Origin of the sequence: Pseudarthrobacter oxydans, assembly GCF_030812335.1 — a bacterium.
Lineage (GTDB): Bacteria > Actinomycetota > Actinomycetes > Actinomycetales > Micrococcaceae > Arthrobacter > Arthrobacter oxydans_B.
In genome coordinates this window covers 50,338-68,931 of sequence record NZ_JAUSSN010000014.1, presented here as the reverse complement: position 1 = coordinate 68,931, position 18,594 = coordinate 50,338, and the positions used below count along the sequence as shown (strand labels likewise).

At 69.6% G+C, this 18,594-nt stretch carries 22 protein-coding genes; 6 read left to right on the top strand and 16 right to left on the bottom strand.

Annotation, left to right across the window (positions count from 1 at the left end):
* Positions 1 to 33 precede the first annotated feature (33 nt).
* Entirely contained in the window at positions 34 to 258 is a 225-nt protein-coding gene (locus J2W14_RS19695; RefSeq protein WP_282379689.1) for a DUF3188 domain-containing protein, read from the top strand.
* On the opposite strand, the gene J2W14_RS19690 is transcribed toward J2W14_RS19695, so the two are convergent.
* Both J2W14_RS19690 and J2W14_RS19685 read right to left on the bottom strand, forming a co-directional pair.
* Entirely contained in the window at positions 248 to 1,909 is a 1,662-nt protein-coding gene (locus tag J2W14_RS19690; RefSeq protein ID WP_307465674.1) for a SulP family inorganic anion transporter, read from the bottom strand. The genes J2W14_RS19695 and J2W14_RS19690 overlap by 11 nt on opposite strands.
* Positions 1,906 to 2,283, bottom strand: a complete 378-nt coding sequence (locus J2W14_RS19685) for an ArsR/SmtB family transcription factor (protein WP_307465671.1) — start codon at positions 2,281 to 2,283, stop codon at positions 1,906 to 1,908. Before J2W14_RS19685 ends, J2W14_RS19690 begins: the two co-directional genes overlap by 4 nt.
* 149 nt (positions 2,284 to 2,432) lie before the next feature.
* Here J2W14_RS19685 and J2W14_RS19680 point away from each other — a divergent pair, with 149 nt between their 5' ends.
* The 4 genes from J2W14_RS19680 to J2W14_RS19665 are packed head-to-tail and all read left to right on the top strand — an operon-like array spanning position 2,433 to position 5,761.
* On the top strand, positions 2,433 to 2,912 hold the full coding sequence (locus J2W14_RS19680; protein WP_307465668.1) for an FAS1-like dehydratase domain-containing protein: 480 nt from the start codon (positions 2,433 to 2,435) through the stop codon (positions 2,910 to 2,912).
* Between the two features lie 2 nt (positions 2,913 to 2,914).
* Positions 2,915 to 3,352 carry a MaoC family dehydratase gene (locus tag J2W14_RS19675; RefSeq protein WP_307465666.1) on the top strand — a complete coding sequence of 146 codons (438 nt, stop codon included), beginning with the start codon at positions 2,915 to 2,917 and terminating at the stop codon, positions 3,350 to 3,352.
* A gap of 15 nt (positions 3,353 to 3,367) precedes the next feature.
* Positions 3,368 to 4,645, top strand: coding sequence for an MFS transporter (locus tag J2W14_RS19670; RefSeq protein ID WP_307465664.1), 1,278 nt, complete (start codon positions 3,368 to 3,370; stop codon positions 4,643 to 4,645).
* 48 nt (positions 4,646 to 4,693) lie between these two features.
* A complete protein-coding gene (locus J2W14_RS19665; RefSeq protein ID WP_307465662.1) occupies positions 4,694 to 5,761 on the top strand; it encodes a UDP-N-acetylmuramate dehydrogenase in 1,068 nt (355 codons plus the stop codon).
* A gap of 13 nt (positions 5,762 to 5,774) precedes the next feature.
* Here J2W14_RS19665 and J2W14_RS19660 read toward each other — a convergent pair whose 3' ends face one another.
* Entirely contained in the window at positions 5,775 to 6,254 is a 480-nt protein-coding gene (locus tag J2W14_RS19660; RefSeq protein WP_307465660.1) for a hypothetical protein, read from the bottom strand.
* Positions 6,255 to 6,323: 69 nt separating this feature from the next.
* On the opposite strand from J2W14_RS19660, the gene J2W14_RS19655 reads away from it, so the two are divergent.
* Complete coding sequence (locus J2W14_RS19655) at positions 6,324 to 7,430, top strand: winged helix DNA-binding domain-containing protein (RefSeq protein WP_307465659.1); 1,107 nt, start codon at positions 6,324 to 6,326, stop codon at positions 7,428 to 7,430.
* A 17-nt stretch (positions 7,431 to 7,447) separates the two neighbouring features.
* Here J2W14_RS19655 and asd read toward each other — a convergent pair whose 3' ends face one another.
* From asd to J2W14_RS19590, 13 genes are all read right to left on the bottom strand, one after another.
* Positions 7,448 to 8,578 (bottom strand): aspartate-semialdehyde dehydrogenase, encoded by a 1,131-nt coding sequence (asd, locus tag J2W14_RS19650; protein ID WP_307465658.1) that lies wholly within the window; start codon positions 8,576 to 8,578, stop codon positions 7,448 to 7,450.
* 52 nt (positions 8,579 to 8,630) lie between these two features.
* Positions 8,631 to 9,047 (bottom strand): hypothetical protein, encoded by a 417-nt coding sequence (locus J2W14_RS19645; protein WP_307465656.1) that lies wholly within the window; start codon positions 9,045 to 9,047, stop codon positions 8,631 to 8,633.
* Between the two features lie 23 nt (positions 9,048 to 9,070).
* The gene (locus tag J2W14_RS19640; RefSeq protein WP_307465654.1) at positions 9,071 to 9,220 is read right to left on the bottom strand and encodes a hypothetical protein; all 150 of its coding nucleotides are present in this window, start codon (positions 9,218 to 9,220) and stop codon (positions 9,071 to 9,073) included.
* Between the two features lie 86 nt (positions 9,221 to 9,306).
* Entirely contained in the window at positions 9,307 to 9,711 is a 405-nt protein-coding gene (locus tag J2W14_RS19635; protein ID WP_307465652.1) for a hypothetical protein, read from the bottom strand.
* The gene (locus tag J2W14_RS19630) at positions 9,708 to 10,349 is read right to left on the bottom strand and encodes a hypothetical protein (protein ID WP_307465650.1); all 642 of its coding nucleotides are present in this window, start codon (positions 10,347 to 10,349) and stop codon (positions 9,708 to 9,710) included. The genes J2W14_RS19635 and J2W14_RS19630 overlap by 4 nt, the downstream gene beginning before the upstream one ends.
* Positions 10,350 to 10,370: 21 nt before the next feature.
* Complete coding sequence (locus J2W14_RS19625; RefSeq protein ID WP_307465648.1) at positions 10,371 to 11,387, bottom strand: hypothetical protein; 1,017 nt, start codon at positions 11,385 to 11,387, stop codon at positions 10,371 to 10,373.
* A 158-nt stretch (positions 11,388 to 11,545) separates the two neighbouring features.
* Entirely contained in the window at positions 11,546 to 11,764 is a 219-nt protein-coding gene (locus tag J2W14_RS19620) for an NF038396 family protein (RefSeq protein WP_307465647.1), read from the bottom strand.
* 4 nt (positions 11,765 to 11,768) lie between these two features.
* Complete coding sequence (locus J2W14_RS19615) at positions 11,769 to 12,356, bottom strand: dihydrofolate reductase (protein WP_307465645.1); 588 nt, start codon at positions 12,354 to 12,356, stop codon at positions 11,769 to 11,771.
* Positions 12,353 to 13,156, bottom strand: a complete 804-nt coding sequence (locus J2W14_RS19610) for a thymidylate synthase (RefSeq protein WP_307465643.1) — start codon at positions 13,154 to 13,156, stop codon at positions 12,353 to 12,355. The genes J2W14_RS19615 and J2W14_RS19610 overlap by 4 nt, the downstream gene beginning before the upstream one ends.
* Positions 13,157 to 13,165: 9 nt before the next feature.
* Positions 13,166 to 13,606, bottom strand: coding sequence for a GntR family transcriptional regulator (locus tag J2W14_RS19605; protein ID WP_307465641.1), 441 nt, complete (start codon positions 13,604 to 13,606; stop codon positions 13,166 to 13,168).
* The gene (locus J2W14_RS19600) at positions 13,603 to 15,246 is read right to left on the bottom strand and encodes a hypothetical protein (protein WP_307465639.1); all 1,644 of its coding nucleotides are present in this window, start codon (positions 15,244 to 15,246) and stop codon (positions 13,603 to 13,605) included. The genes J2W14_RS19605 and J2W14_RS19600 overlap by 4 nt, the downstream gene beginning before the upstream one ends.
* 79 nt (positions 15,247 to 15,325) lie before the next feature.
* A complete protein-coding gene (locus J2W14_RS19595) occupies positions 15,326 to 16,303 on the bottom strand; it encodes an NUDIX hydrolase (protein WP_307465637.1) in 978 nt (325 codons plus the stop codon).
* A gap of 11 nt (positions 16,304 to 16,314) precedes the next feature.
* Positions 16,315 to 18,579: an RNA degradosome polyphosphate kinase gene (locus J2W14_RS19590; RefSeq protein WP_307465635.1), complete on the bottom strand. Its 2,265-nt coding sequence runs from the start codon at positions 18,577 to 18,579 to the stop codon at positions 16,315 to 16,317.
* Positions 18,580 to 18,594: the final 15 nt, after the last annotated feature.

Genomic DNA, 18,594 nt, shown 5'->3' with positions numbered 1-18,594 from the left:
GGGACCGCCGGCGGTCCCCAGTAGACTGGCACGGTGCTGAAAGAATTCTGGGACTCCGCGCCAACCACCTACAAGGTGCTCGTTTTCAGCGCCATGGGCCTGCTCGGCGTCGGCATCGTCCTGAACCTGGTCGGCAACAGCTCCGGCAACCAGGACCTGGCCGTCGCCTCCCTGGCCGTGATCGGACTCGGCCTGGTCCTGCACATCGCCGGGATCGTGGTCCGCGGCCAGACGATCCGCAAAAACCTCAAGCGTTAGCGGCCGCGTTCCGCAGCACATGGCTGCGGGCGTGCGCCACGGCCTCGGGCAGGGTCGTGAACAGGTGCTTGTGGTGCCGCAGCGAGCGGATCACCCCGACGTTGGTCACGAGCTCCAGGTGCTGCGGCTGGACGCCCTTCAGCAGGACCGTCACACCGCGCAGCTCCAGCGCCGAGATGACCTCCACCAGCGTGTGGGCCCCGGTGGCGTCGAGCATCCGCACCTGTGAGAGCCGGATGATGGCGACCTGGATGTCCTTGACCTGGCTGATTTCCTGCAGGACCCGTTCCGCGGCGCCGAAGAACATGGCCCCGTCCAGCCGGAAGATCGCGATATGCTCGTCCCCCTCCTCGCGCGGTCCCGGAATCTCCTCGCGCTTGACCCCGCTGAGCGAGGCGAACTTCCGCAGCGTGAAGATGGCCGCGGCGACCAGCCCGATCTCGATGGCCACGATCAGGTCGAAGGCCACGGTGATCAGCGCCGTCAGGACGAACACGAACGCGTCGGCGCGGGTGGAGCCCATGATGGCGGTGACCGTGCGGCGGGAGACCATCCGTGTGGCCGTGACCATCAGGATCCCGGCCAGGACGGCCAGCGGGATCTTCCCGACCAGGCCCGCCGCCAGGTAGATGATGGCCAGCAGGACCAGGGCGTGCACAATCGCGGAGAGCCGGGTCTTGGCGCCGGAGCGGACGTTGACCGCCGTCCGGGCGATCGCGCCCGTGGCCGGCATGCCGCCGAAGAACCCCGCGGCCACCGAGGCGAGCCCCTGCCCCATCAGCTCCCGGTCCGGACTGTACGCCCCGGAGGGCCTCCCGTCGGGGCCGACCATGCCGGAGGCCACCCGTGCGGAGAGCAGGGACTCGATGGCGGCCAGCATCGCGATGGACACCGCCGGCATCAGCAGCCCGCCCAGCAGGGCCGGGTCCAAGGCCGGGACCGACGGCGCCGACAGGGAATGCGGCAGGTCGCCGATCCGGGGAATGTCCAGCTGCAGCAGCTCGGCGGCCACGGTGGCCAGCAGCACCGCGATCAGGCTCGCGGGCAGGGCCTTGTTCAGCTTCGGGAGCAGCAACATCACGGCCGCCACCCCCGCGACGACGCCGAGCGTCTGAAGAACGGTGGGAAGCGTGGCCTGCGAGGCGCTCTCGAAGGCGGCCAGCAGGGTGTTGTGGCCCGGCACCGCCTCCGTGCCGGTGGCCAGGGGAACCTGCTGGAGAAAGATGATCGCGGCGATGCCGAGCGTGAAGCCCTCCACCACCGGCCACGGGATGAAGGCCACGGCCCGGCCCAGCCCGCTGATGCCCAGGATCACCACCAGCAGCCCGGCCATCAGGGAGACCAGCGCGATGCTGCCGACCCCGTGGAGCGCAACGACCGGGGCCAGCACGACCACCATCGCGCCGGTGGGGCCGGAGACCTGGACGTGCGAGCCGCCCATGACCGCGGCGACCAGCCCGGCCACGACGGCGGTGATGAGTCCGGCTTCGGCGCCGACGCCGGAACTCACTCCGAAGGCCAGCGCCAGCGGCAGGGCCACGATCCCGACGGTGATTCCCGCCAGCAGATCCGTTTTCCAGGATGAGCGCAGCCCCTCGTAGTCACGGCGGGACGGCAGGAACCGGGTGAGCGTGCCCGGCAGGGCACTCATGAAGCGGAACCCTGCAGATGCTCGCTGGGGAGTCCCTTGGCGAGTTTGAGCTGTTCGTTGGAATCGGCGAGGGTGTCCAGGAGGAAGGTCCGGGCGATGGCCAGCAGTTCGGCGATCTTCGGATGGGCCAGCCGGTAGGTGACGGCGTTCGCGGTCCGGGACGAGGTCACCACCCCGTGCCGCCGCAGGGTGGCGAGGTGCTGGGACAGGTGGGAGGCCTCGAGGCCCGTCTCGGCCAGCAGGTAGCTGACGGGCGCCGCATTGTCCGGCGCGGCGGACAGCAGTTCGAGCACGCGGATCCGCGCCGGATGGGCGAGGGCCTTGAACAGGTTCGCTTTGATCTCGTACAAGGGGGTCTGCGCTGGTGAAATCATCGCTGCCTGGGCTTTCTCGTCACTGCGGATCCGTGAATCCGGCAGTGAATTGATGAAATGATGTTTTCATCATACCGCATGGCCGTCATTCTGTCCGGCCCCCTGTCATCGGCGCGGGCGCCCGGGGGCCTGCCGTTAGGCTTGAACCCATGACTATCAATCCGGATCTGCAGGGGCGCAGCTACCCTGCCAAAGAGGTGTACGACGTCGGCCGCGAGAAAATCCGCGAGTTCGCCCGCGCGGTCAAGGCCACCCACCCCGCCCACTTCGACGTGGAGGCGGCCAGGGCGCTGGGGCACAGCGACCTCGTGGCGCCCCCGACCTTCGCCATCATCGTGGCGCAACGGGCGGACGCCCAGCTGATCGAGGACCCCGACGCCGGCATCGACTTCTCCCGCGTGGTCCACGCCGACCAGCGGTTCATCCACCACCGTCCCATCGTCGCCGGGGACCGGCTCGTGGCGGAACTGCACGTCGACGGCGTCCGCGCCATGGGCGGGGGAGCGATGATCACCACACGCCAGGAGATCTTCGCCCTGCCCGCCGGTGCCTCCGCCGCTACCGCAGACGGGCGCGAGCCCGTCGCCACCGCCACCTCGTCCATTCTGGTCCGCGGAGAGGGACAGTAGCCATGACACCCACACTTTCGGACCTCGCCGTCGGCCAGGACATCGGCAGCCGCAGCATCGACGTCACCCGCACGGACCTCGTCAAGTACGCCGGCGCCTCCGGCGACTTCAACCCCATCCACTGGAACGAGGCCTTCGCCACCGGCGTGGGGCTGCCCGGCGTGATCGCGCACGGCATGTTCACCATGGGCTCCGCCGTCCAGCTCGTCAGCGACTGGGCCGGCGACCCTGCCGCCGTCGTTGATTTCCAGACCCGCTTCACGAAACCCGTCCCGGTCTCCGACACCACGGGAACGGCCGACGCCGGCGCCGTGGTCGAGGTCAGCGGCGCCATCGGAGCGATCGACGCCGACAAGGGGACCGCCCGGGTGGACCTGACCGTCACCTGCGCCGGCCAGAAGGTGCTCATGAAGGCCCAGGCCGTCGTCAGGCTGGCCTAGCCGCATGGCGATGCTGTGAGCGTCAGCACCGGCCAGGCCACGGAGGTCACGCACTGGCGGAACGCCGTTGTGGCCGCCTACGCGTTCAGCGGCATCGCCTTCGCCACCTGGGTGTCCCGGCTGCCGGCCATCCGGGACGGGCTGGACCTCACGCCCGGCAACGTCGGGCTGCTCCTGCTGTGCATGACTTTGGGCTCCTTCATCTCGGTCTCCGCGTCCGGGCTGATCGTGCTGCGGTTCGGGTCCAAACAGACCATCCGGATCGGCAGCATCATGGTGGGCGCCGGGCTGGTCCTGACCGGGCTGGGAACCTCGGTGCTGGTCAACCCGCTCGCCGTCGCCGCGGGGCTGGCCGTCATCGGCCTGGGCACCGCCAGCTGGAACACGGCCTCCAACGTCGAGGGGGCCGCGGTGGAACGCGCCGTCCGCCGGCACATCATGCCGCGGCTGCACGGATCGTTCAGCCTGGGCACGGTCGCCGGCGCGGCGGCGGGCGCCTGGGCCGCCGCGGCCGGTGTACCCGTCTTCGGGCACTTCGCCGTGGTGGGGCTGCTGGTCGCGGGCTCCGTGGCGACCGCCGCCGCCTGGTTCCGTGCGGACATCACCCCGGTGGAGGGCGGCCCGGGCTTCCGGCCGGCCAGGCCCGACACCTTCGAGGATCCCTCCACCGGGCCCATCCCGATCATCCGGCCGGACACGGACCGGCCCGAGGCCCCGCTGGACAGCAAGCGGCAGATTGCCGCGGCCTGGCGGGACCGCCGGACCCTCCTGCTGGGGGTGCTCGTGCTGGGGCTGGCCCTCGCCGAGGGGGCGGCGGGGGACTGGGTGGCCCTGGCGCTCGCCGACGGCCACGGCCAGTCCGACGCCGCGGGCGCCGCCGGGTACGGGCTCTTCGTCACGTTCATGACCGTGGGCCGCTTCGCAGGCACCGTGCTGCTGGACCGCTTCGGCCGGGTCCCGGTGATGCGCTGGTGCGCGGCCCTGGCCGTGCTGGGCCTGGGCCTCTTCGTCTTCGCTCCGGTGCCCTGGGTCGCGTACGTGGCCCTCGCGGTGTGGGGGCTCGGTGCGTCGCTGGGTTTCCCGGTGGGCATGTCCGCCGCCGCCGACGATCCGCTCAAGGCCGCCGCCCGGGTCTCGGTGGTCTCCACGATCGGCTACGGCGCCTTCCTCTGCGGGCCGCCGCTGCTGGGCCTGCTGGCCGAGCACGTCGGCATCCTGCACTCCCTGCTGGCCGTGATGGTGATGCTCGTGGTCAGCTTCCTGCTCTCCCCGGTGGCCCGGAAGATCGGCTAGCGCGGCCCTGCTTAGGGGAGTCCGGCGTAACCCGGCTAGGCTGGTCGGGTGACCCAGACACTGCTTTCCGCCCTGACCACGGCCGCCGTCGGCGGCCCCGCCGGCTCCTTCATCGAGGCCCGCACCGAGGCGGAGATCATCGACGCCGTCCGCTCGGCGGACGCTGCCGGTGAGCCCCTGCTGATCATCGGCGGCGGCTCCAACCTGCTGGTGTCCGACGACGGGTTCCCCGGCACCGTGCTGAAGATCGCCTCGCAGGGGTTCACCGTCAACGCGGAGGACTCCTGCGGCGGCGTCGCCGTCGTGGTCCAGTCCGGCCACAACTGGGACGCCCTGGTCGAGCACGCCGTGCGGCACGCCTGGTCGGGCATCGAGGCGCTCTCCGGCATTCCGGGCGCCACGGGCGCCACCCCGGTCCAGAATGTCGGGGCGTACGGCTCGGACGTTTCGCAGACCATCGCCGCCGTGCGGACCTGGGACCGGCAGCGCAACGCCGTGCAGACCTTCACCAGTTCGGAGCTGAAGTTCGGCTACCGCGATTCGATCCTCAAGCAGACCACCGTCAACGGCTCCCCGCGCTACGTCGTGCTCACGGTCGAGTTCCAGCTGCCGCTGGGCCGGATGAGCGCCCCCGTCCGCTACGCCGAACTGGCCCGTGTACTGGGCGTCGACGCCGGCCAGCGCGCCTATGCGAACGACGTCCGGCGCGAGGTGCTCCGGCTCCGGGCGTCCAAGGGCATGGTGTGGGACCCCGCGGACCGGGACACCTACTCCACCGGTTCCTTCTTCACGAACCCGATCGTGCCGGCAGCCGTCGCCGCCGGGCTGCCCGACGACGCGCCACGCTACCCGGGGGGCGCGGACGGGCTGACGAAACTCTCGGCGGCCTGGCTGATCGACCAGGCCGGCTACGGCAAGGGATTCGGGCTCGAACCGGACAGCGTCTCCGGCGGCCGGGCCTCACTGTCCACCAAACACACCCTGGCCATCACCAACCGGGGGAACGCCAGCACCGCGGACCTGCTGGCGGTCGCGCGGGAGGTGCGCCGCGGCGTCGTCGAACGCTTCGGGATTGAACTGCACCCGGAACCGCTGCTCATCGGCATCGGACTGTAGGAAACGGCGGGACTCAGTTCCCGCGGCGCTGTCCGGCGACCTTGCTGAAGAGCATAAAGGTGAAGCCGGACGCGGCGGCGCCCAGGAAGAAGACCTGGCAGAACGCCACGGACTGGGCGCTGGGCCCGCTGCGGAGCACCAGGCCGGCGAGGGCGAAGGCGACCGCCCCGGCCAGCAGGGCGAGGGAGCCGAGCAGGAAACTCTGCGCGGTGTCCGGGAATTCCCCGGGGTCCAGGCTCTCCGGTGATTCGATGGCGCCCCGCACGGGAGGGCGCGGCTGCACCGCGGCGGCCGTGACGAAACTGGCCACGGCCACGGCCATGGACATCATGGCCACGAGCTGCAGGGTGCTCATCATGGGCGAAAGCCGCGTCCCGCTCGCGATGGCAACGGCGAGCCCGGCGCCCATGCCGGCAGCGCTGGACGCCCAGCCCAGCAGGGCGAGCCTCCGGCTCAGGGGCCGCAGCAGCGGCCACATCTCACTCAAGGTCATCCATCAAGGGTAGGGAGTCCGGCTGGGCGGCGGCTGGGAACCGCCCGCCAGGAGCCCTAGCATGGGTGCATGGCAGCAACGGCGCGTGCCCGGCTGAGCCGGGGGATCCTGGGACGGCTGCGGCTGGCCTCGCAGGGGCTGGCCGGGTCCGGATTCGGCAGCGTCCCGGCGGCGGTGCGCTGGATGACGGCCATGCAGGCCCAGGATCTGCAGTCCGCGCTCTGGGCCGTGGGCCAGCGTGTGCCGGGATCGCGGGTCGGCGATGTCCGCAGCGCCCTGGACCGGGGCGAGATCGTCCGCTCCTGGCCGATGCGCGGCACCCTGCACCTGCTCGCGCCCGAAGACCTCAAATGGATGCTGGCCATCACCTCCGACCGGCTGATCCGGGGCCTGGCCGGGCGCCACCGGGAACTCGGCATCACTCCCGCGGACGTCGACGCCGCCGCGGGAACCGCGCTGCGGCTGGTCGCCGGCGGGGCAGCAGCCAGCCGGGCGGAGCTGTTCCAGGCCTTCGAACGGGCGGGCCAGTCCGCGGCGGGCCAGCGCGGCATCCACCTGCTGGGGATCCTGTGCCAGCGGGGCTGGCTGGTGCAGGGCCCGCTGGCGGGCAACCAGCAGCTGGTGGTGGCCTTCGACGACTGGATCACGGAGTCGCGGGTCCTGGACCGTGCGGCGGGCACCGCCGAGTGGCTGCTGCGCTACCTGCGCAGCCACGGGCCCGCGACGGAGCGCGACTTTTCCTGGTGGTCCGGCATTCCCCTGACGGAGGTCCGCGCGGCCCTGGCCCGGGTGAGGGACCAGCTGGCGGAGGTGACGTTCGAGGGGGCCAGCTACTGGATGTCCCCGGAGACGGCGGCGCTGCTCGACGAAGGCGTTCCCGCGGGGCGCCTGGTGCTCGCGCTGCCCGGCTTCGATGAGTTCCTGCTCGGCTACACCGACCGGTCGCTCGTGTTGCCGCCGGAGCATGCGGACAAGATCGTCCCGGGCGGCAACGGGGTCTTCCGGAAGACGATTGTGGCCGGCGGCCAGATCGTCGGCACCTGGGAGGTGTCCCGCAGCGGAAAGGCCGTGGTGGTGGTGCCTGAGCCCTTCGATGAGGTTAACGGGCTGCGGCCTGCCGCCCAAAGATCCTTTGAGCTGCAGGCCGCGAAGTACCGGCGGTTTATCGGCACCTGAACCGAGTGGTGAAGCCCCTAGAGCTTGCCCGTGGCGATGTTGAGCATGCGGCGCAGCGGTTCGGCCGCACCCCACAGGAGCTGGTCGCCGACGGTGAAGGCGCTGATGTACTGCGGACCCATCTCCAGCTTGCGGATGCGCCCCACCGGGATGTCCAGGGTGCCGGAGGCCGCCACGGGCGTGAGGCTCGCCATGGAGTCCTCTTTGGTGTTGGGCACCACCGTGGCCCACTCGTTGTCCGCGTCCAGCAGCTTCTCGATCTCGGCGACGGAGAGGTCCTCGCGGAGCTTGAGCGTGAGCGCCTGGGAGTGCGAACGCATGGCGCCGATCCGGATGCACAGCCCGTCCATGATGATGTGCTCATCGCCGGAGGTGCCGAGGATCTTGTTGGTCTCCACCCCGGCCTTCCATTCTTCCTTGGACTGGCCGTTGCCGAGGTCCGCGTCGATCCAGGGGATCAGCGACCCGGCCAGCGGCACGCCGAACTGGGTGGCGTCGATGTCGGTGCGCTGGTGGGCCAGGACCTTGCGGTCAATCTCCAGGATGGCCGACGCCGGGTCGTCCAGTTCCGTGCTGATCTGGGCGTTGAGCGTGCCGAACTGGCTCAGCAGTTCCCGCATGTGCCGGGCGCCGCCGCCGGAGGCCGCCTGGTACGTCATCGAGGTGCCCCATTCGACGAGGCCGTTCTTGAACAGCCCGCCCAGGCCCATCAGCATGCAGGAGACGGTGCAGTTGCCGCCGATGAAATCCTTGGTGCCGTTGGCCAGGCCCTTGTCGATCACGTCGCGGTTAATCGGGTCCAGCACGATGATCGAATCGTCGTTCATCCGCAGCGTGGATGCGGCGTCGATCCAGAGGCCGTCCCAGCCGCGGCTGCGCAGCTCGCCGTGGACCTGTTTGGTGTAGTCACCGCCCTGGGCGGTCACGATGATCGGCAGCTTGGCGAGCGTCTCGACGTCGAACGCGTCCTCGAGCTTGCCGGCCCCTGCAGCGAAGGCGGGAGCGGCACCTCCTGCGTTCGAGGTGGAGAAAAATACCGGGTTGATGTTGGCGAAGTCGCCCTCATCCTGCATGCGCTGCATCAGGACGGAGCCGACCATGCCACGCCAACCGACGAGTCCAACGGACGGAGTAGCTGCTGTAGTCATTGGCCCAGTTTAGACTTTGCCGGCTCCGGAGCGCAGCCGGTTACGTCATCGCTCAGTTCAACTGGCGCGGGCTTGGATCCGGAACGCCGCGTTCACGGCGGATCCTCCGCGCCCGGAACTCGGACAGCGCCAGCCCCACGGCGTAGGCCAGACCGGCGATCCCGCCGATGGTCAGCACGATGGCTTCCCACAGCGGGTCTTGGCCGTTGGCCGCGGGAGCGGCGATCAGGAAGATCGAGAATGCCGTTACCGCGGCGAAAAAGAGGCCGAGCAGCAGCATTCCCGGTGCCGAGGTGACGATGGGTCCCGAGCCGGCCCGGGCGAAGCCGATCTCATCCGCGGCGTAGCTGTACAGCCTGCCGTCGTCCGGGGTCCGGGTCAGGAGGCGCTTTTCACCGGCGGCCACGGCCTGTTCGTGCAGGGCCCTGGTCTGCTCGTCTGCGCGGCGGCGTGTTGCGTCCTTATCCACGGGCCGCCCCGGCAAGGGTGACGTCAATTGTCACCGGACACCGCCTGCGGTGCCGACGGGGCGGGGAGGTTGCGGGCGTTGCGCAGCTTCTCGGCGGTGCGCTCCCGGAAGAAGTAGCTCCAGGCGGCCCCAGGGCACGAAGATGCCGACAGCCAGGAGAACACTTTTGTCATGTCTTCCCACGGATTTCCTTGCTGTCGTGCCCAACCGAGGGTCCGCGGGAGATTGCGGCCGCCGCTTATCGGCGGAAGGGTGAGGTCTAGTCCCGGACTGTTGAGCGTCGGGTGGGGTGCTGAAGGGTTTTTCCGCTGGCACGCCGCAGGCGCACGGCCTTGCGTTCTTTGAGGTAATACGCCCACGAGGTGGGCACCACGAACAGGACGATGGCGAAGCCCACGATCAATTCCACCCAGCTCGTGACCTCGTTGTTGATCAGGGTCACGACGCCGGCCACAACCGCCACGCTGGAGAACAGCGAGATCAGGATGGCCAGGAACAGCAGGCCGCCGGCCGAATTGATCGGCTCGATGACACTTCCCGCCGAACCTTTGTAGACGCCGTACTCCTCAACGGTGAGTCCCTGCTTCGCGGCTTCCAGCTCGATCTGGCGCTTGTAGTATCCCTTCCGCCGGGACCGGCGTCCGTTCTCCGGAGCGTCGCTCATGCGCCGTCCCCGCGGGTTTTCCGAATCCGCGCGAGCAGTCCCGGGGTGTCCAGGCCTGTCGTTTCGTCGACGTCCGCTGCGGGATCGACCACCTTGGCGACCGCCCAGCCGCCGCTGTCCGGGCGGATAAGGAGGTGGTCTTCGGCGGAGATCGTCTTGACCCGGATGAACGCCGTGCCGCCGGGATGGGTCCGGACATGTTCTTCGATGATGGACAGCTCGGCGTCGGCACCCGCAACGTCGGGGTCCTGGGCAAAGACGAACCACGTGCTGAGGGTTCGGGGCTGCATCAGCAGAGACACCTTGTCGGACTCCACGTGCACGACGGTGTCTGTCTTCTCACCGTCGACCAGGCTGATTTCGGTCCAGCGGTCCGCCCGGGACAAGGCATACGCGGTGGGTACCGCCGGGCCTTCCAGGTCAAGGTCGTCATCGACGCTGGCAAAGCCCCGGCCCAGCAGCGAAGATCCTCCGGCGATGCAGATCTGGTCGGCCTGGACTTCCTCTTCCAGCCGCAGCACCTGGGCTGATTTCCTTGCGGCGTCGGTGTCGAACCTCCGGATCAGGTAGGCGATTTCGGCAAAGCCGAAGCCGACTGCCGTGTCCGGCGATTCGGTGGATTCGATGCTGGTGGTCACGAAGTTACCCTTCAATTGAATTTATCCGAAGCCCAGGAAGCTGGCGGCGCCTTTGCCGAGGTCGGCCAGATTCTTGCCGGTGTCTTCGACGAATTTGCCCGGGTCCTTCACCGCGCTGGCCACGGTGTCCGCGACATTGCTGGCGGCGCCGTTCACGAAGTCCTTGACCGCCGGGATCTCGTAGATCGCGATCGCAGCGCTGGCCACGGTACAGATTGTCCCGGCCGGCGGGGGAAGGAAACAGGCGACGCCGAGCGCCGTCTTGGCGCCCGACCACGCGGCAGCCTGGCCGTTGCCCTCTGCAATGTTCTTGACGGTGTCGAATCCGTTCAGGCCCACACCGGCCCAGCCCAGACCACGGCCGAGCCCGCCCTTGCCCAGACTCTCAAGGACCGCGCCCTGGCCCTTGAACAGCCACGTGCTCTCTTTGAAGACACCACCGAACTGGTTAAGGGCAGGGACGTACTTCTGGAGATTCTTGAGCCCGATGAGGTCTGTGCCCGAATCCAACAGGTTGTACGTGGCGCTCGTGGCGGGGAGCTTCGCCCAGCGGGCGGCGTCGGTGAAGTTGTCGAGGCCCTTGGAAGCCATCGTGGCCAAACCGAAAACATTCTTGGGGAGGTCAAGGGCTGCCTTCGACACTCCGCGCAGACCCCACGCGTCCCTGAAGGGTGAACCCTTTGCGAGCCAGTCCGGTCCCCAGGGGTTGGCGGCAGTTGGGACCCGCGCAGCAATGACGGAGATTCCGCCGCCTGCCCCGGCGCCGGTGTTGCTGGCCTTCTCCTGCTGATCGGCGTGCGTCGTCAGCCGCGTGGACTCTGCCTTGAGCGCGAAGGCTGTTTTCTGGACCAGGGCGCGGTGGCTGCTGTTCCACTCGGACGTGAAGCGGGCGCCGTCGGCACCCTTCCAGGCGGTGTTGTTGTTGATAGCCGACGTCAGCGCGGTCGACTGCTGCAGCAGCGTCTCGGACGTCTTGCCGAACTGTTGTGCGAGTGTGCGCAGCTGGGCGACGTCGGCGCCCCACAAGTTTCCTGCCATCGTGCATCCCCCTTAGACCTGCATCAGCCTAACCGGCTGCGGCCGGGACCTGGTGCATTCCGGCGTGAGTACCTCACCTGCACCAAGGTAGCCGGAGCCGCGGCAACCGGCGATGGGGTGATGTCCCCATCGCCCTCAGCCCGGGCAGGCGGAGCCGGCTATCCGCCGCTGCGCTCCGTGAGCAGCGCGTGCTTCCGCTTCCGGAGGGCGTAGAACGCCCCGAAGGCAAAGGCCTGGGTGACGACGATGAGCACGATGGCGCCGACGATCTTGTTGCCGCCCAGGATCATGGTCAGCCCCACGATCGCAGACAGCAGCGCCAGCAGCGGAAGCAGCATGTAGCCCAGGACAAAAAGGGTTTCGGGTTTCTGCAGCATTCTCTTAGCCCTCCGTCCGGCGCCACACGCTGATGCGGTAGCGGGTGCCGTCGTCGGCGGTTTCCCAGCCGTCGGCCGGCAGGCTCGCGCCCAGGGTCCAGTCGTAGCCCAGGTCCGGGGCGAACGTGTCGCCCTCCGTCGTGGCGTCGATCGTGGTGATCACGGCGACGTTGGCGAGATCCATGGACTGCGCGTAGATGTTGCCGCCGCCGATGATCCAGACCATCTCGTGGCCGGGCGCGAACTGGGACTCCAGCAGCGCGTCGTCCAGGGATTTGACCGCGATGGCGCCTTCCGCCGCCGGGGTCCCGCCCCACTCTTCCTGCCGGGTGATGACGATGTTCGTCCGGCCGGGCAGGGGGCGGTACTGGTCGGGAAAGGATTCCCAGGTCTTGCGGCCCATGATCACGGGGTGGCCTGCGGTGAGCCGGGTGAAGTGCCGCATGTCCTCGGGCAGGCGCCACGGCATCCCGCCGTCCCTGCCGATGACACCGGTGCTGGTCTGGGCCCAGACAACGCCGAGCCCGGTCAGGGTGGCGAGCGTGTCGGAGAAGTCGGCGGGCGGCGCGCCCTGGAGGTCGTCGTTGCTCATACGGCTATCGGGGCCTTAATCGTCGGGTGGTGCTGGTATCCGACCACCTCGAAGTCCTCGAGGGTGTAGTCGAAGATGGAGGCAGGCTTGCGGGTGATCCTCAGCTGCGGGGACTCGTAGGGCTCGCGGGCGAGCTGCTTGAGGACCTGGTCCATGTGGTTGTCATAGATGTGGACGTCGCCCCCGGTCCAGACGAATTCGCCCGGCTCCAGGCCGGTCTGCTGGGCGACCATGCAGGTCAGCAGGGCGTAGGAGGCGATGTTAAACGGCACGCCCAGGAAGGTGTCCGCGGAGCGCTGGTAGAGCTGGCAGGAGAGCTTGCCGTCGGCCACATAGAACTGGAAGAACGCGTGGCACGGCGGGAGGGCCATGTCCTTGAGCTCGGCGACGTTCCAGGCCGAGACGATGTGCCGGCGGGAGTCCGGGTTGCTCTTGAGGTTCTCGATGAGCTCGGCGATCTGGTCGATGTGGCCGCCGTCGGGCGTGGGCCAGGAGCGCCACTGGACGCCGTAGACCGGGCCGAGCTCGCCGTCGGCGTCGGCCCATTCGTTCCAGATGGTTACACCCTGGTCCTGCATCCATTTCACGTTCGTGTCCCCGCGGAGGAACCAGAGCAGCTCCACGGCGACGGACTTGAAGTGCACGCGTTTGGTGGTGACCAGGGGGAAGCTCTTGCTGAGGTCGAAGCGCAGTTGGCGGCCGAACACGCTCAGGGTCCCCGTCCCGGTCCGGTCTGATTTGTGCGTGCCGTGGTCCAGGACGTCGCGCAGCAGGTCTTCATAGGGGGTTGGAATGCTCACGGTCCCAGTCTACTGAGAAGTCGCCGCCGCTCCGTATCCGTCTTGCTGGCTGAGCTTCGTCCGCAGGATTGCCAGCAGCGCGGCGTCGTCGAAGCCGGCGCGCCGGCCCTCGGCAATGTAGTGCTCGACGGCGGCGGTCACCTCCGCGACGGCGGTGCCCGGCGCGGGAGCGCCGGCCAGGGCCCCGGCCTGCGTTTCGTTCGCCGGCGTCCCGGCGACCACGGTGCCGTTGCGCCGCCTGGTGTCGATCAGCCCCGACTGCTCCAGCTCCCGGAAGGCCCGGGCGACGGTCCCGGCCGCGATCCCGAGGTCCGCGGCAAGGCGCCGGACCGTTGGCAGGCGGGTGCCCGGCTCCAGTGCTCCGAGGGTGATCAGCGCGGAGATCTGAGCCCGGATCTGTTCGTAGGCCGGTATGGCCGAGTCCAGGTCCACGGAGATCCCGGCCGTCACGCGGAGACGTCCGTCCTCGGCAGGGGAGCCGGGGCGGGCCGGGCCGGGCCGCGCACCGGGATGACGGCGATGACCGTGGCCGCGACGCCCAGCACCGCGCCGGCCGCGATCGCCGGCCACCAGGTTGCCGCGGCCGGGTCGGTCTGCCCGAAGGCGGCCCGGCCCAACACGGCCGCCCAGGCGTTGCTCTGGGTCAGCAGCAGGACGCCGGCCTGGGCGGTGAGGGCGGCCGCCAGGGTCCGCACCACCCGGTGGACGGTGATGGCGCGCAGGGCGGGGTCCAGGCCGGCCGGGGCGTCGGCAACGCCCCGGCGGCGCCGGGCCAGGAGCAGCACCGGCAGGGCGACCGCACCCACTCCGGCCGTGAGCAGCCCGGCCGGCACCCAGCCCGGGCCCTCGGCGAGGCGGGCCTGCCCCAGTGCCGTGACAAGCAGGACGACGAGGAAGGCCAGCAGCGCCAGGACGGCCGTGGTCAGCAGGGCCGGGCTCACCGGTGGCCGGGGCCAGCCGCGCGGGGCTTCCGGAGTGCCGTAATTGTGCTGCAGCAGGAGCTCCCCGGCGGCAATGACGAGCAGGACCAATACGGCCATCAGCGCCACCAGGCCCGCAAAACCGTAGCCGGCGGCCGCGAGGGCCTGGGCGAGGAAGGCCCCGGTCAGCAGCGGCACCGCGGCCGCCAGCCCCAGCAGCGCCCCGAGGGAGGAGACGAGCCGGGCCGCCGGATGCTGCCGGCCGGCGGCGATCCCCGGTTCCGGTCGGTTCCGGGCGCCCAGTCCCGCGGTCGCAAGCCGCGGGGGCCGCCACCCCCACATGACGAGCAGGACCACGCCGCAGGCCAGGGCTTCCGGGTTCCCCCAGGACGTCATCCCCTGGGCCGGATCGGGCCGGGCCGCGAAGTTTCCGGCGACGGCCGCCAGCCCGGCGGCCACCGTGGAGACCGTCCGGAGCAGCCGGTTCATGGCGATGGTCCGCAGCACGCTGTTGTCGGCCGCGTCCAGGGACTCCAGCTGGCGGCGGCCGGCGATCAGCCACAACACCAGCCACGTCCCGCCGGCCAGCACCAGCAGGGCCCCTCCCAGCCAGAGGGCCACGTCCGGCCCGGGGATCCGGCCGTCACCGCCGCCGTTGAAGTGGCTGTATTCCCCGTCGCTGACCCGGGTGGGCGCCACGGCCGCGAATCCGGGGAGGGCGGCTGTGCGGGCGATGGCCGCGGCGGCGGTGAGGAAGATCGCGGCCGTGGTCAGGGCCAGCCTGCCCGGCAGGAAGTCCCGGATGCGCCGGACCGACAGCACGGCCTGCCGCCGCGTCCGCCGGGGACCGGGGTAACTCACCTGGCCGAGGGCGTGCACGGTCAGGCAGCCCAGGACCGGCCACGCCAGAGCCGGCAGGACCGTCCCGGCGCTGGTCAGGGCGCCGCCGGCGGACGGATTGGCCGGAATGATGCCCACGTTCATCGCCGCCTGGAGGGAGCTCGCCAGCCAGCCGATGACGCCGACCCACAGCGCGTGCTCCGACACCGACGCCGGCGAGGTCCCGGTCCGCGGTGCCCAGACCACCCAGCGCAACACCACGTAGACGGCGACGGCGGCGAGGAGAGGGCCGAGCAGCAGCAGCGGCGGCAGGCTGGACTGGAGCGGCATGAAATCCCCCAAAGATTCTGCGGCAATGTATCAAGTGTTTGATACAAACTATGGCCGGCAGGGTGGAGGGTCAAGGACCTCAGTCGTCGAACGGCCTGAACCGCTCGACCGCGACCACCTTGTTTTTGCTGTGGTGCGCCACATGGCACACGACGATCTCACCGGGGGCAAGGAACGGGTCAGAGTCCGGGAGCAGGGCGCGCAACCGGGACCCCATGTGCTTGCCGAGCTGGGCGAACACGGTGGGGAGGGCGGGGCGGTGCGTGCACAGGGCCACGGCCCGCTGCTTGTCGAAGAGGCCCTCGACGGCGGCGGCCGTCTTGTGCGGATGGCGGCCGTGCCGGTGCTCGGTCAGGGCTTCATTCAGCTTCACCTTCGCGTCGGACGCCTTGGCGTACGGGGCGATGGTGGCAACACACCTCAGCCACGGGCTGGAGACGATCCGCATGGGCTTCCAGGCCTGCAGCAGCCGTCCCACTGCCTGCGCCTGCCGCAACCCGGTGACGGCCAGGGGCCGGTCCCCTTCGGCTTTGGACCAGGAGGAGCGCGGCTTGGCCTTGGCATGGCGGACGATCACGAGCGGCCAGGTCTTCAGTTCGCCGCGGGCGTGGGCGGCCGCCAGGTGTTCCAGCGGGGCCACGTCGCTGGGGTTGCTCAGCAGGCGGGCCGCCTTCTCCGGCGAGCACCACATGACGCTGTCCACTTCCTTGCCGTCGGGCAGGAGGGGGGCCCCGTCGACGTCGACCGCCCAGTAGTGGACGACCTTCAGCCCGACGGGGACGTGATAGTGGATGGCCGGCAGCGGGATGCCCAGCGGTGCCTTGAGCCCGATTTCCTCCTCGACCTCGCGGGCGGCGCACTCGGGCAGCGTCTCGCCGGGGTCGATCTTGCCCTTGGGCCAGGACCAGTCGTCATAACGCGGGCGGTGGATCAGCAGGACCTCGAGTTGGTCCTTGTCGCCCGGGGCAACGCGCCACGGCACCGCCCCGGCAGCCACCACCGCAATGGCTTCGTCGGCGTGGTCTGTCTGGTCGGCAACCAGTGAATCGCTACTCAATGCCAGAGCCCCTACCGCAGACCGGCGGAACGCTGCCGCGAGCGGGAGTTGAGCAGCCAGGACTGGATGTCTTCGAGCTCCTGCCCGTCGTCGGTGACGTGGTGGCGGGTCCAGACCGCCTGGTTGTCCAGGTGCCAGCTGGCGGTGCCCGGATCCATGTAGCGGCGCAGCAGGTCCATGACATAGGTCGTGTCGTCCCCGCTGGTGAGCTGGACGAGGGCCTCCACGCGCCGGTCGAGGTTGCGGTGCATCATGTCCGCCGAACCGATGTAGACCACCGGGTCCCCGGCATTGGCGAAGGCGAAGACGCGGGAGTGCTCCAGGAACCGGCCCAGCACGGAGCGGACCGTGATGTTCTCGCTGAGCCCCGGCACGCCCGGTCGCAGGGAGCAGATGCCGCGGACGATGATGTCCACGGGAACGCCGGCCTGGGACGCCCGGTACAGGGAATCGATGATGGCTTCGTCCACCATCGAGTTGACCTTGATCTGGACCCGGGCGGTGAGGCCCGCCCGGGCGTTCCTGATCTCGGTTTCGATCCGGTCGATGAGTCCCGACCGCACCGACCGGGGGGCCACCAGCAGCCGCTTGAAGGTCGACTTCGGGGCGTAGCCGGACAGCTGGTTGAAGAGCTTCGAGAGGTCCTCGCCCACCTGCTCATTGGCCGTGAGGAGGCCCAGGTCCTCGTAGTAGCGGGCTGTGCGCGGGTGGTAGTTGCCGGTGCCGATGTGGCAGTAGCGGCGGAGGCCGTCCACTTCCTGGCGCACCACGAGGGAGAGCTTGCAGTGGGTCTTGAGGCCCACGATGCCGTAGACCACGTGGACGCCGGCCTGCTCCAGCTTCCGGGCCCAGGAGATGTTGGCCTGCTCGTCGAAGCGGGCCTTGATCTCGACCAGGGCCAGGACCTGCTTGCCGGCCTCGGCGGCGTCAATCAGGGCGTCGACGATCGGGGAGTCGCCCGAGGTGCGGTACAGCGTCTGCTTGATGGCCTGGACCTTCGGGTCCGAGGCCGCCTGCTCCAGGAACGCCTGCACCGAGGTGGAGAACGAGTCGTAGGGGTGGTGCAGCAGGATGTCCCGGCGCCGCATGGCCGCAAAGACGTTCGCCGCCTTCGACGTTTCGGACTCGTTGAGGTGCCGGGAGGTGTGCGGGACGTGCTTGGGGTAATGCAGGTCGGCGCGGTCGATACCGGCGATGACCGAGAGCCCGCGCAGATCCAGCGGAGCCGGGACCGAGTAGACCTCGGATTCCTCCACGCCCAGCTCGCGGATCAGCAGCGCCCGGATGTTCGGGTTGATGTCGTTGGTGACTTCGAGCCGGACCGGCGGGCCGAAGCGGCGGCGCAGCAGTTCCTTTTCGAGGGCCTGCAGCAGGTTCTCGGCGTCGTCCTCTTCGACCTCGAGGTCCTCGTTGCGGGTGACACGGAAGGTGTGGTGCTCCAGCACCTCCATCCCGGCGAAGAGCTGGTCCAGGTGGACGGCGATGACTTCCTCAAGGGCGATGAAGCGAGCCACCCGGCCCGGCACGGAGCCGGCGCGCGGGCCGTCGACCGAGATCAGCCGGGGGAGCTGGTCCGGGACCTTGAGGCGGGCGAAGAGTTCCTTGTCGCTGATCGGGTTGCGCACCACGACGGCGAGGTTCAGGGAGAGCCCCGAGATGTACGGGAAGGGGTGGGCCGGGTCCACGGCCAGCGGGGTCAGGATGGGGAAGACCTTCTCGGCGAACATGGCGCTGAGCTGGTCCTTGGCCTGGGAGTCGAGTTCGTCCCAGTGCATGAGGTGGATGTGCTCGTAGGCCAGCGCCGGGCGGATCTGCTCGGCGTAAACGCGGGCGTGACGCTGCTGCAGCCGGTGGGCCTCCTCGCCGATCTGCTCCAGGACCTGCACCGGGCTGAGCCCGGCGGGCGAGGGGACGGCCAGTCCGGTGGCGATCCGCCGCTTCAGCCCGGCGACCCGGACCATAAAGAACTCGTCCAGGTTGGACGCGAAGATGGACAGGAAGCTGACCCGTTCCAGCAGGTGCAGGTCCGGGTCTTCGGCGAGTTCCAGCACGCGGGCGTTGAAGGAGAGCCAGCTCAGTTCGCGGTCCAGGAAGCGGTCCGGGCTGAAGTCGCCCTCCGGCTCCAGGTTGGGCGCGAATTCCGGAATGTCGATCCGGTCCTGGGTGGCACGTGAGGCAGGCACTTCGGAAGAGCCGAACTGGGCGCGCGCGGGTCGGACTTTGTTGTTCGACGTGGCGGCCTCAGACGTGGCTGTCCGGGCGGAATCCCGTTGCATGGTCTCTCCTAATGC